Annotated in this window: 11 protein-coding genes and 1 pseudogene; 6 read left to right on the top strand and 6 right to left on the bottom strand. The window is 64.1% G+C overall.

Annotated features, from left to right (window positions below):
- Positions 1 to 29 precede the first annotated feature (29 nt).
- Genes L284_RS28035 through L284_RS28025 form a run of 3 tightly spaced genes read left to right on the top strand, consistent with a single transcriptional unit; the run spans position 30 to position 2,952 of the window.
- Positions 30 to 1,334 carry an MFS transporter gene (locus L284_RS28035; protein WP_021232598.1) on the top strand — a complete coding sequence of 435 codons (1,305 nt, stop codon included), beginning with the start codon at positions 30 to 32 and terminating at the stop codon, positions 1,332 to 1,334.
- The gene (gene cysK, locus L284_RS28030; RefSeq protein WP_021232597.1) at positions 1,331 to 2,248 is read left to right on the top strand and encodes a cysteine synthase A; all 918 of its coding nucleotides are present in this window, start codon (positions 1,331 to 1,333) and stop codon (positions 2,246 to 2,248) included. Before L284_RS28035 ends, cysK begins: the two co-directional genes overlap by 4 nt.
- A complete protein-coding gene (locus L284_RS28025) occupies positions 2,245 to 2,952 on the top strand; it encodes a dienelactone hydrolase family protein (RefSeq protein ID WP_021232596.1) in 708 nt (235 codons plus the stop codon). Before cysK ends, L284_RS28025 begins: the two co-directional genes overlap by 4 nt.
- 55 nt (positions 2,953 to 3,007) lie before the next feature.
- On the opposite strand, the gene L284_RS47850 is transcribed toward L284_RS28025, so the two are convergent.
- The 4 genes and pseudogenes from L284_RS47850 to L284_RS48990 all read right to left on the bottom strand — a co-directional run.
- Positions 3,008 to 3,439 (bottom strand): hypothetical protein, encoded by a 432-nt coding sequence (locus L284_RS47850; protein WP_152524598.1) that lies wholly within the window; start codon positions 3,437 to 3,439, stop codon positions 3,008 to 3,010.
- A 398-nt stretch (positions 3,440 to 3,837) separates the two neighbouring features.
- Positions 3,838 to 4,215 carry a phosphoribosyl-AMP cyclohydrolase gene (gene hisI, locus L284_RS28020; RefSeq protein WP_031341478.1) on the bottom strand — a complete coding sequence of 126 codons (378 nt, stop codon included), beginning with the start codon at positions 4,213 to 4,215 and terminating at the stop codon, positions 3,838 to 3,840.
- Between the two features lie 349 nt (positions 4,216 to 4,564).
- Positions 4,565 to 5,152, bottom strand: a complete 588-nt coding sequence (locus L284_RS0123690; RefSeq protein WP_021232594.1) for a ComF family protein — start codon at positions 5,150 to 5,152, stop codon at positions 4,565 to 4,567.
- A gap of 9 nt (positions 5,153 to 5,161) precedes the next feature.
- A pseudogene (locus L284_RS48990) lies at positions 5,162 to 5,356 on the bottom strand (double zinc ribbon domain-containing protein); the annotation flags it as partial.
- A gap of 107 nt (positions 5,357 to 5,463) precedes the next feature.
- Between L284_RS48990 and L284_RS28015 the strand changes: the two are divergent.
- Positions 5,464 to 6,222, top strand: a complete 759-nt coding sequence (locus L284_RS28015; RefSeq protein ID WP_031341475.1) for a methyltransferase domain-containing protein — start codon at positions 5,464 to 5,466, stop codon at positions 6,220 to 6,222.
- A gap of 70 nt (positions 6,223 to 6,292) precedes the next feature.
- Here L284_RS28015 and glyS read toward each other — a convergent pair whose 3' ends face one another.
- Complete coding sequence (gene glyS / locus L284_RS28010; protein ID WP_021232592.1) at positions 6,293 to 8,410, bottom strand: glycine--tRNA ligase subunit beta; 2,118 nt, start codon at positions 8,408 to 8,410, stop codon at positions 6,293 to 6,295.
- On the bottom strand, positions 8,407 to 9,312 hold the full coding sequence (locus L284_RS28005) for a glycine--tRNA ligase subunit alpha (RefSeq protein ID WP_021232591.1): 906 nt from the start codon (positions 9,310 to 9,312) through the stop codon (positions 8,407 to 8,409). The genes glyS and L284_RS28005 overlap by 4 nt, the downstream gene beginning before the upstream one ends.
- Here L284_RS28005 and L284_RS28000 point away from each other — a divergent pair.
- Positions 9,272 to 10,432 (top strand): TraB/GumN family protein, encoded by a 1,161-nt coding sequence (locus tag L284_RS28000; protein WP_235054290.1) that lies wholly within the window; start codon positions 9,272 to 9,274, stop codon positions 10,430 to 10,432. The genes L284_RS28005 and L284_RS28000 overlap by 41 nt on opposite strands.
- A 4-nt stretch (positions 10,433 to 10,436) precedes the next feature.
- Complete coding sequence (locus L284_RS27995; RefSeq protein ID WP_031341473.1) at positions 10,437 to 11,300, top strand: TraB/GumN family protein; 864 nt, start codon at positions 10,437 to 10,439, stop codon at positions 11,298 to 11,300.
- The last annotated feature ends 83 nt before the right edge of the window (positions 11,301 to 11,383 follow it).

Genomic DNA, 11,383 nt, shown 5'->3' with positions numbered 1-11,383 from the left:
ATGTCTTGGCAATGCTTTGACATGCTGCCATGCACCAGCGGGTGAACACCATCGAGACCCCCAGCCCGGTTCCGCCCGAGGCGACCTCCCCCCTGCGCATCGCCGACTATCGCAAGTTCTGGCTCGCCCGCTTCGCCGTGGTCTTCGCCTCGACAGGCATGGTCGTCATCATCGGCTACCAGCTCTACGATGTCGCCCGCAGCGATTACGGCATGTCCATCGCGGAGGCTTCGTTCCAGCTCGGTCTGCTCGGGCTTGCCCAGTTCCTGCCGATTTTCCTGCTGACCCCGATCGCAGGCGTGATCGCCGATCGCTTCGATCGGCGCAAAGTGGCGGGCCTGGCCATGTCGGCGGACATTCTCGTGGCGATCGGCCTGGCGGTGATCACGGAACTCGAACTGCGCAGCCTGCCGCTGCTCTATGTCTACGCGGCCCTCCACGGCATTGCGCGGGTTTTCGTCAGCCCCTCGATGACCGCGATTGCGCCCAACATCGTCCCGGTCTCGCTCATACCCCGCGCAATCGCCTTCAACTCGATCGCGATCGAAGCCGGTACGATCATCGGCCCGGCCGCCTTCGGCTTTCTCTTCGCCCGCCATCATGCGACGCCCTACTGGGTCGCTGCCGGGCTGATGGCGATCGCCGCCTTCAGCATCACCAGCATCCGCAACCTGCCCCCGGTTCCCAAGGAGGCACGGCGCGACCACCCGATCCGGCAGATCGTCGATGGGTTTCACTTCATCTGGCGAGAACGCTTCCTGCTCGGCTGCATCACACTGGACCTGTTCGCCGTGCTGCTCGGCGGAGCGACCGCGCTTATGCCTGTCTTCGCGCGCGACATTCTGCACGTCGGACCCGAAGGCCTGGGCCAGATGCGTGCGGCGACCGCCTGCGGTGCCGCCGTTGTCGCGCTCTGGCTTTCGTTCAGGCCCTTGGCGAAGAACGTCGGCGTGAAGATGCTGCTGTCCGTCGCCGCCTACGGCGCCATGACGGTCGGCTTCGGCCTGTCCCGCAGCTTCATGATTTCGCTCGGCTTCCTCGCCCTTCTCGGCGCGGCGGACATGATTTCCGTGTTCATCCGCAGCTCGCTGGTTCAGCTTCGCACCCCCGACGACAAGCGCGGCCGCGTGTCGGCCATATCCGGTCTCGCCATCTCGGCCTCCAACGAGCTTGGCGAAATGCAGTCGGGCGTGGCGGCGGCCTTGCTCGGCGCGACCGGGGCTGTTGTTTTCGGCGGCGGCGCTGCCATAGTCATCACCGCAATCTGGGCCTGGAGCTTTCCCGAGATCCGCCGCGCCCGCACCTTCGCACCACGATGGGAGCATGAACAATGAAGGCCGACAGCATTCTCGCCACGATCGGGAATACGCCGCATATCCGCCTCTCCCGCCTGTTCCCGGACCATGAAGTCTGGGTCAAGGCGGAGCGTGCCAATCCCGGCGGCTCGATCAAGGACCGCATCGCCCTCGCCATGATCGAAGCTGCGGAAGCCGGTGGCACGCTCAAGCCCGGCGGCACCATCATCGAGCCGACCTCGGGCAACACCGGCATCGGCCTCGCCATGGCGGCCGCGGTCAAGGGCTACAAGCTCATCCTCGTCATGCCGGAATCGATGTCGATCGAGCGCCGCCGACTGATGCTGGCCTATGGCGCCACCTTCGACCTCACGCCTCGCGAAAAGGGCATGAAGGGCTCGATCGAGCGCGCCAAGGAACTGATCGAGAGCACGCCGAATTCGTGGATGCCCCAGCAGTTCGAGAACCCGGCGAATATCCAGGTTCATGTCGAGACCACGGCACGGGAAATCCTTGCGGACTTCGCGGACAGCCCCATCGACGTGCTGATCACCGGCGTCGGCACGGGCGGTCACCTCACCGGCTGCGCGCAAACGCTCAAGCAGTCCTGGCCGGCGCTCAAGGCCTATGCGGTCGAGCCGACGCTTTCGCCGGTCATCTCCGGCGGCCAGCCCGGTCCGCATCCGATCCAGGGCATCGGCGCCGGGTTCGTTCCCGCCAACCTTCATACCCAGTCGATCGACGGTGCGCTCCAGGTCGATCCTGCCGACGCCAAGGAGTGGGCACGCCGCTGCGCGACCGAGGAAGGCATGTTGGTCGGCATCAGTTCAGGCGCCACGCTGGCCGCCATCGCACAGAAGCTCAAGGAACTTCCCGAGGGCAGCCGCGTCCTTGGCTTCAACTACGACACCGGCGAGCGCTATCTTTCGGTGCCGGACTTCCTGCCGGAATGACCATGCTCGAAAAGGTCGCCTACAGCCATGCCGGTCAGGAACTGACCGGCTACCTGGCCCGGCCACAGGACGCGCCGCGCGCAGCGGTTATCGTCTTTCCGACGATCGCCAACTTCAATCCGGCGATGGAACGCCGTGCCGCAATGCTCGCAGATCTGGGCTACATCGTCATGGTTGCAGACTTCTACGGCGAGCCGGTAGCGAGCTTCGAAGCCTCGTTCCCGCTGGCCGAGAAGCTGCGCGCCGATAATGCCCACTACCGCGCCCGCATCGCTGCCGGGATCGCCGCGCTGCGCAGTGTGCCGGAAGCAAGCGGCTTGCCTTTGCTCGGCATCGGCTACTGCATGGGCGGGCAGGCGGTGCTGGAAGCGGCGCGCAGCGGAGAGGATCTGGCGGCGGCCGTGAGCTTCCACGGCACGCTCTCGACTGCGGCACCTGCCGAGCCGGGTGCGGTCAAGGCGCGTATCCTGATCTGTCATGGCGACGCCGACCCGCTCGTCCCCCGTGAACAAGTGCTCGGCTTCTGGGAAGAGATGGACCGTGCCGGTGCCAACTGGCATTTCCATGCCTACTCGGGCGTCCGTCACGGCTTCACCGATCCGGGAAGCGACGCGCGCGGCATGGCGGCCATCGGCTATGACGCCAGCGCGGATCGCCAGAGCTGGGCGGCGCTGCTCAGCTTCTTCGACGAAGTTCTGGGATAATGACGAAAGCCGTGGCCGCCCCTCGAGGAGCGGCCACGGCCGTCAGGTCGCCGGCTCAGCAGCCGTCCGACTTGCCGTCATCCGGATCCCAGCCGTGACCGGGTCCATGACCATGGCCAGGTCCGCCATGGCCCCAGCCGGGCTTGCCCCAGCCCCAACCAGGCTTACCCCAGCCCCAACCGGGCTTGCCCCAGCCCCAGCCGGGCTTACCCCAGCTGCCGCCGGGCTTGCCCCAACCCCAGCCCCAGCCGGAACCGGGTCGGCCCCAACCGGGCTTGTTGGAACCCCAACCGGGCTTGCCCCAACGATCGCCACCGCGGTCGTTTCCACGTTCACCACTGTCGCCCCGGCCCCAGCCGGAGTTCTTGGAGAAGTTGGAGGTTTGGAAGTTGCTGGAGGACGAGCTCGGCCTCTGATCTGCCATCGCGGCGGTTGGTGCTGCAACGAGCCCCACCACCACGGCAGCAATCAACGCTTTATGCTTCATTGATGCTTCCCTTCCATTCGTGTGCCCCAGGCGCCTGACAAGGCCACCCAATCTCCCGCAGCCGGGCCGCTTCCAGTCGTCGGCGAACCGGCAGCCGCCAGTGCGCGCCGATCCGCGCGCGGGGCACGAAGCACGGATCGAACACACTGCCGTTCAACGATTTTCTCGTAGGACGGGCGCGACCAAAGAAGGTCGTTGCACCCTGTCATCCGGGATAATTCATTGCGCGGAATACTCTTGCGAGCCGATTGCGACGATCCGTCCGTTCCGTCCGCTCAGTGGTGATCGATAGAACATGCTGATTCTTCGGTTAATTTTGAAATAAGCCGATAAGTGCATGTTCTTAGGGCAAGAGATGCTGCTCCTATACTTGTACCGCGGTTTCGGTAGCTAACGCCTTACTCCGCCACTCGAATCAGCAAATCGCCGGAGAGCTTCCTATAAAAACAGCTGCGAGCCCCGGTGTGACAGGCCGGACCTTCGGGGCGCACGCGAAGCTCGAGAGCATCCTGGTCGCAGTCTACAAGCATCTCTTCCACGCGCAGGAAGTGGCCGGAGGTCTCCCCCTTCAGCCACAACCTGCCGCGCGAGCGGGAATGGAAATGGGCCAGCCCGGTTTCGCGCGTCTTCTCGAGCGCTTCGGCATCCATATAGGCCACCATCAGAATGTCGCGCGTCTGTGTGTCCACGGCGATCGCGATCAACAGCCCCTGCGCGTCGAAGCGCGGCAGAAAGACTGTGCCCAGCTCGCGTTCAACCTTGCTCACTTCGGACATGACCATTTCCTTCGCTCGATGTTCATTGGACGCTGTTGTTGCACGATAACCACAGCCGCCCACCAAAATCCTCGTAGCTTTGCGCTACCTCTTTTCAACCCCTGGGTTTCGTAGGATTGTGCATGTGCAGCCGGGGGGCTGCTGCTGACCCACAGGTCGCTGATACAAGCGCCACGGTTCAGGGAACAAGACCGGAATACTTTCGAGTGGTCTGGTTTCAATACTTGAGGGATCGGGCCAGGCGGCCGGCAGGGGACCGCCGAACTGCCATGCAGGGCTCAACAGTTTCGTCACGAGGACGCCCGAAACCTTCGGTTTCGGGCGTTTTCGTATGTATCGGCTCGGCCACTCACGCTTGTCCGGCTGTCGGGAAAACCGGCCTCGGGGATGCTTGCGTGGGGCGGACATGGTCCAACGCCTCGTCCAAGACCCGGGCAAAGCAGCCGATCACCACGCGTTCGGCTCCCGAGCGCTTCAGGGCGGACACGCAGACCTCGCTGGTGGCGCCGCTCGTCAGGACGTCGTCCACCAGCACGACTCGCGCCCCTTTCAGCATCGTTCTGCGCGCCGGACGGACCGCGATCGCGCCGGAGAGAACCCGTCGCCGGGCAACTTTGCCCAGCCCGGCCAGCGAACGCGTGGCCTTGCGCCGGTCGAGCATGTCCACCACCAGCGTCCCCCCGGTCGCTCTCGATATCTCGCGCGCCAGTTCCGCTGCCTGGTTGTAGCCCCTCCGCCAGATCCGCCAGCGATGGAGCGGCACCGGCACGATCAGCCAGGTTTCATCCACGAATGGCAACTTCGTACTGATAAGCCGCCCCATGAGGCCGGCGTGCGCGATGCGATTGCCGTGCTTCAAGGCCAGCACCAGGCGGCGCGAGGCATCGTTGTAGAGCGTGGCAGCGGCGATGCCGTCATGCCTGGGCGGATCGCCCATGCAGGGCGCGCACAGGGAACCGGTAGGCACATCCGCGGCAAAGGGCCTTGAACAGGCGGTGCAGCACGGATCGCCGGGAATGGCCAGTTCGCCCCAGCAGGCACTGCAAAGCCCGCCGTGGGCGCTGATTCCCGCCCCGCAAAGCGGGCATCGCGGGGGAAAGAGCAGATCGACCAGGAGATCAAAAGCGCGCAAAATCGACATCTTCGACGAGGGGTAAAGGCCGAGCGGCTCTTTGCAAGCTACAAGGCGTTAATCCGATTGCACGAAGCGCGGTTGCGCCGGGCGTGACAAATCGGCAGGGGACCATGATGGCCAGCAAAGCTCCCCCCCGCATCTTCTCGCCCGCTCGGCGCATCGCCGCCCGCCGCCGCGCCATCGCTACCCGGCACCAACCGGACGCGCCTCGTTACCTGCTCGACGACATGGTCGAAGACGTTCTGGAGCGCCTCTCTTTCCTGCGCTTCGAGCCCAAGCGCGCGCTGATCGTCGGGGACTGGACGGGATCCCTCGCTCAGGCGCTGGAGGCCCGGAGTATCGAAGTGACGCAGGCCGAGCCAGGGGATGGCCTTGACGAAGAAGCGCCCTACCCGTTCGGCGGGTTCGACTTGATTGCTAGCCTGGGCACCCTCGATACGGTCAACGACCTGCCCGGCGCCCTGGTTCACATTCGCAGCGCCTTAGCGCAAGGCGGCATGATGATCGCGAGCTTCCTGTCGGCGGGGAGCCTGCCGGTCCTGCGTGATGTAATGCTGGCGGCCGATGGCGACCGGCCGGCCGCCCGCATCCACCCGATGGTCGATGTACGCGCAGGCGGCCAGTTGTTGCAGCGAGCGCTTTTTGCCGATCCGGTGATCGATCAGCGCCCTCTTCAAGTCGGCTTTCGCAGCCTCGAACGACTGGTCGGCGATATCCGGGCTCAAGCTGCCGGCAATGTGCTGGCCGATGTCGCCCCGCCGTTGACCAAGGCAGCATGGTCTCGGGCGCGAGAGGCTTTTGCCGCCGCCGGAACCGATGGACGAACCGTCGAGCGGTTCGAGATCCTCACGCTGTCCGGCTGGAAGAAGTAGAACCGCGCGTCCGCCCGCACGAGATCGGCCATCCGGGATGTCACAGCTCCCGAATGGCCGGCGCCCGTGACTAGCCTTCGATGCGCGAGAAGTCTGCGACCTTGTGAACCGCCGCGCGGAACCGATCCAGGAGCGCAAGCCGGGCCTGCCGCTTCCTGGCATCGGCGTCGTTCACGGTGACATCCTCGAAGAAGGCGTCGATCGGTGCGCGCAGCGAGGCCAACGCCGTCATGGCCGCCGCGAAGTCCTCCGCTGAAACGGCCTGCGCCACTTCGGTCTCCGCCGCCGTCACGGCAGCGATCAGCGCCTGCTCCGAAGGCTCGCAGGTGTAGGCGGGCGCCTGTTCGACGGCATGACGGTCCGCCATCTTGGCGGCGATCACCGGGGCAAGATCGGGATCGTCGACGACGGCGAGCGGATCTTCCTCGCCGGTGCGCGAAATCTCACCCTCGACGCCGTGCCAGTCTTCCTTCTTGAGGATGTTGGCCGCGCGCTTGTAGCCCGCCAGCAGGTTCACGCCATCGTCCGTCGAGACGAAAGCTTGAAGCGCATGGACACGGGCGAGCAGGCGAACGAGATCGTCCTCCCCGCCCAACGCGAACACCGCGTCGATCAGGTCGTGACGGACGCCCGCTTCCTTCTGCTGGACTTTGAGGCGGTCCGCGAAGAAGTCGAGCAGGTCGCCCTCAGCCACGCCGAAGCGCAGGCCGTTGTCGGTGACGAGACGAATGATGCCAAGCGCGGCACGGCGCAGAGCGAAGGGATCCTTCGAGCCAGTCGGCTTTTCGTCGATCGCGAAAAAGCTGCGGAGCGTATCGAGCTTGTCCGCCAGCGCCAACGCGACAGTCACCGGCGCGGTGGGTACTTCATCACCCTGCCCGACCGGCTTGTAATGGTCGCAAATGGCATCCGCGACGCTATCTGGCAGGCTTTCTGCGCGAGCGTAATATCCGCCCATAAGCCCTTGAAGTTCAGGAAACTCCCCTACCATCTCGGTAACGAGATCGGCTTTGCATAGCTCAGCCGCCTGACGCGCCAGCGCGGGATCGCAGTTCGGGACGACACCTTCGCTGGCCAGCCATTCGGCCAGCGTCGCCACCCGCTCCACCTTGTCGGCAAGCGTGCCCAGCTTCTCGTGGAAGGTGATGCGCGCAAGCTTCTTCGCATGATCCGAAAGCGGAGTCTTGCGATCCTGCTGCCAGAAGAAACGCGCATCCGAAAGGCGAGCCGCCAGGACCTTGCGGTTACCGTCGACGATCGCCGTACCGCCATCCGTCGCAACAATATTCGCCGTACAGATGAAGGCGTTGGCAAGGGAACCTGCGGCGTCTTCGCAAACGAAGTACTTCTGGTTGACTCGCGCAGTAAGCTGGATCGTCTCGGGCGGAACTTCCAGGAAGTCCTCCTCGAAACGGCCGAGCAGCGGCACCGGCCATTCGGTAAGGCCTGCGTTCTCGATCACCAGACCTTCGTCCTCCACCAGCACGAGACCGGCCGCAGCGGCTGCTTCACGCGCCTTGCTGCGCACGATGTCCTGGCGCTCCTCGTGGTTCACAAGAACATGAGCGAGGTGCAGCTTGTCGGCATAGTCATGCGCGCCGCCGATGGTGATCTCGCCGGGTGCGTGGAAACGGTGGCCAAGCGTCACGTAGGACGAGCGGATGCCGCCCACTTCGCATTCGACCAGATCCTCGCCGAAGATGGCGACGATGCCCGAGAGCGGCCGCACCCAGCGCAGCGACTCCGTCGAGATCGAAGCGGCACCCCAGCGCTGCGACTTAGGCCAGGGGAAGTTGCGGATGATCGCCGGGATCACCTCGCCCAGCACTTCGGCCACGGCACGGCCCGGCTTCTCGACGACGGCGAAGTAAGTGTCCTTGCCCTTGAGATCGCGAACTTCGAGCTGGTCCCTGGTGAGGCCGGTCTTGCGCAGGAAGCCTTCGAGCGCCTGTTCGGGCGCAGTCGTGGCCGGGCCCTTGGTTTCCTCGTGCACCGCTTCGGTCGCGAGCGGCAGGCCGCGCGCGATCAGCGCGAGACGGCGCGGGGTCGACCAAACGGTGACTTCGCCCACCGTGACGCCGGCAGCGGCCATGTCCTTGCGGAACAGCTTCTCCAGATCGGCGCGGGCGCCGGCCTGCATGCGAGCCGGAATTTCCTGCGAGCGCAGTTCGAGAAGGAAGTCGGTCATACGGTCCACCCCGGGAACTTGGCTTCCCATTCGGTCTTGTTCTTCGCGATCCAGGCCTCGCACGATCCCTTGGCGAGATCGCGGACGCGGCCGATGTAGCTGGCGCGTTCCTGCACGGAGATCACGCCCCGCGCCTGAAGCAGGTTGAAGAGATGGCTGGCCTCGATGGCCTGGTCATAGGCGGCGAGCGGAATTTCCGCCTCTATGCAGCGCATGCATTCGGCCTCGGCAGCTTTGAAGCCTGCGAACAGCGCCTCGGTATCGGCGATCTCGAAGTTGTACTTCGACATCTGCTGCTCGTTGGCGAGGAATACGTCGCCGTAGCTTACACCTTCATTGTTGAAGCGCAGGTCGTATACTCGGTCGACGCCCTGAATGTACATGGCGAGGCGTTCGAGGCCGTAGGTCAGCTCGCCGGCGACCGGCTTGCAGTCGAACCCGCCGACTTGTTGAAAATAGGTGAACTGCGTCACTTCCATGCCGTCGCACCAGACTTCCCAGCCCAGCCCCCAGGCGCCGAGCGTCGGGCTTTCCCAGTCGTCTTCCACGAAGCGGATATCGTGCGCCAGCGGGTCGACGCCGATCGCGGCGAGGCTGGCAAGGTAGAGTTCCTGAAGGTTGTCCGGGTTCGGCTTCAGGATCACCTGATACTGGTAATAGTGCTGGAGGCGGTTCGGGTTCTCGCCATAGCGGCCGTCGGTCGGGCGGCGCGAAGGCTGGACATAGGCGGCCTTCCACGGCTCGGGGCCGAGCGCGCGCAGCGTCGTCGCCGGGTGGAAGGTTCCGGCTCCCATGCGCATGTCATAAGGCTGAAGAATGAGGCAGCCCTGGGCGCTCCAGAAATTATGGAGCGTCAGGATCATGTCCTGGAAACTGAGCGGCTGCTGCGCTACGGTCGACATCGAAATCCCGTCAAAACTCTTGGCTTCGTGGCCTTTGGCGGATCGAACCCCGCAAATCAACCGCGCAAGCCCCAGTTTACGTCATGAATCCATGTTTGCCGGGGAGCTACCGGAAATCCGATCCAGGCGCTATCTCCCCGCAGGAATGATGCTGTTAAGGCTGCATTCGCTCCTGTCGTTTCAGGGAAACCCGATGATCTTTTCCAGTGCCAGGCGGCTGCGCCTTACTGCTTTCGTGCCGCTGTTCCTGTTTGCTCCGCCGGTCTTGGCCCAGGCCGCGCCGGCGGCGATGGCGGAGGCTCGTCCGGAAACGGCGGCTCCGGACCACCCGGCCTTGTGGAAGATCGCAGACCAGGACACGACGATTTATCTCTTCGGTACGATCCATATCCTGCCGGAAAATGCCGACTGGTTTCACGGCCCCGTAAAGGCGGCGTTCGATGCTGCGGATCTGCTGGTAACCGAGACGGCGGTTAACGCGCCGCAGACGCTTCAGAACGCCTTTATGGAAAAGGGACTGCGGCGCGACGGCAAGACATTGCGGGAAAGCCTGAACGCCAAGGAGCGTGAAAAATTCGAGAAATCCCTTTCAGATCTGCATCTTCCGCTAAATATCTTCGATCAGTTCCAACCCTGGTACGCTGGTCTTCTACTCACGCTCTTGCCGTTGAAGGCTGCGGGTTACGATCAGTCGAACGGGATCGAAACCCAGATCGAAGCCAAAGCGGCAGCGCGTAACCTATCAGGTCATCCCCTCGAGACAGCCGACTACCAGATCGGACTTTTCGCTGGACTACCCGAGAAGAGCCAGCTCAATTATCTCAATGAGGTGGTCGAGCAACTTCCCACTCTACGTGAAGACATCGCCAAGCTCGTTCAAGCCTGGAAAACAGGACGAGCGGAGGAACTGGCCGAATTGCTCAACGAAGACGAATCCGACGAACTGATGCGCAAGGTGCTTCTCAGCGACCGCAACAAGGCTTGGGCCAAGTGGCTGAAGGCCCGAATGGATGAGCCGGGCGTCGTCTTCGTGGCGGTGGGGGCCGGCCATCTCGCCGGACGCGGCAGCGTTCAGGATGAGCTGGCAAAAGTCGGATTCCGGTCGGTTCGGGTGCAATAGAGCGATGCGCAGAATAGTCTCGCGATTGGCGCTGGCGGGTGTCGCTTTCGTCATCCACGCGTGCAGTCCCAGCCCGGAAGCGGCAAGACCTGCGCTTTGGCATGTCGAGAGTCCGCGAGGAGAGATGGCGTGGCTCTTCGGCACCATCCATAGCGCCAAGACGCCATTGCTCTGGCAGACTGGCAAGGTCCGGCAGGCTCTGGACGATTCAAATGAAATCATGGTGGAAGTCGGCAATCTTGCCGATGAAAGTGACATCGCCGCCACATTCGCCCGCCTCGCTCAAAACCGGGGACAGCCGCCACTCTCCCAGCGCGTTGAGGCCGAGCAGCGCCCCGCTCTTGCAACGCTGCTTCGGAAAAGCGGCTATTCTGACGGGGACTTCGCAGCGATGGATACCTGGGCCGCCGCCCTCACCCTCGCACAAACCGGCGCGAACAAGGACCAGGCGCGCAATGGCGTGGACCGGGCCGTGATAGCGGCCGCCGGCAAACGCCCGGTCGTCGAACTGGAAGGCGCAGCGAAGCAGCTTGGGCTGTTCGACTCGCTAGCCGAACATGAGCAGCGCGATCTGCTCTCGGCCGTCGTCGCGGAAGCCGATCGTTTGGACGCCGATCTTGCCGCGCGCTGGCGCAAGGGGGACATGGTCGCGATCGAACGCGAAACCCGAAGAGGGCTGCTCGCCGACCCCGAACTGCGCGCAGTGCTGTTCGTGGGCCGCAATCGCGACTGGACGGCGCGGATTGCCCAGGCCATCAAGAGCGGCAGGCGGCCGTTCGTCGCAGTGGGCGCGGCGCACATGGCGGGGCCGGAAGGCCTTCCGGCGATGCTGGCGCGGCAAGGCTATACCGTCACGCGTGTTCAGTAATCTCCGACGAGGCGCCGGATACTTGCCTTTTGGCGGATTTCGCATTAAGGGCGCGCGCTTCCCGTCATGGTCATCCCTGGAGG

This window comes from Novosphingobium lindaniclasticum LE124 (assembly GCF_000445125.1).
In the GTDB taxonomy this organism is placed as follows: domain Bacteria; phylum Pseudomonadota; class Alphaproteobacteria; order Sphingomonadales; family Sphingomonadaceae; genus Novosphingobium; species Novosphingobium lindaniclasticum.
This window is presented reverse-complemented; position numbering and strand designations above follow the sequence as displayed.

Excerpts from the sequence above, each read along its gene's own strand:
- glyS (WP_021232592.1), bottom strand. The coding sequence starts at position 8,410 with ATGACCGACTTCCTTCTCGAACTGCGCTCGCAGGAAATTCCGGCTCGC.
- L284_RS47850 (WP_152524598.1), bottom strand. The coding sequence starts at position 3,439 with ATGAAGCATAAAGCGTTGATTGCTGCCGTGGTGGTGGGGCTCGTTGCA.
- L284_RS28015 (WP_031341475.1), top strand. The coding sequence starts at position 5,464 with ATGGCCAGCAAAGCTCCCCCCCGCATCTTCTCGCCCGCTCGGCGCATC.
- L284_RS28035 (WP_021232598.1), top strand. The coding sequence starts at position 30 with ATGCACCAGCGGGTGAACACCATCGAGACCCCCAGCCCGGTTCCGCCC.
- cysK (WP_021232597.1), top strand. The coding sequence starts at position 1,331 with ATGAAGGCCGACAGCATTCTCGCCACGATCGGGAATACGCCGCATATC.
- hisI (WP_031341478.1), bottom strand. The coding sequence starts at position 4,215 with ATGTCCGAAGTGAGCAAGGTTGAACGCGAGCTGGGCACAGTCTTTCTG.
- L284_RS28025 (WP_021232596.1), top strand. The coding sequence starts at position 2,245 with ATGACCATGCTCGAAAAGGTCGCCTACAGCCATGCCGGTCAGGAACTG.
- L284_RS0123690 (WP_021232594.1), bottom strand. The coding sequence starts at position 5,152 with ATGGGCGATCCGCCCAGGCATGACGGCATCGCCGCTGCCACGCTCTAC.
- L284_RS27995 (WP_031341473.1), top strand. The coding sequence starts at position 10,437 with ATGCGCAGAATAGTCTCGCGATTGGCGCTGGCGGGTGTCGCTTTCGTC.
- L284_RS28005 (WP_021232591.1), bottom strand. The coding sequence starts at position 9,312 with ATGTCGACCGTAGCGCAGCAGCCGCTCAGTTTCCAGGACATGATCCTG.
- L284_RS28000 (WP_235054290.1), top strand. The coding sequence starts at position 9,272 with ATGTCCTGGAAACTGAGCGGCTGCTGCGCTACGGTCGACATCGAAATC.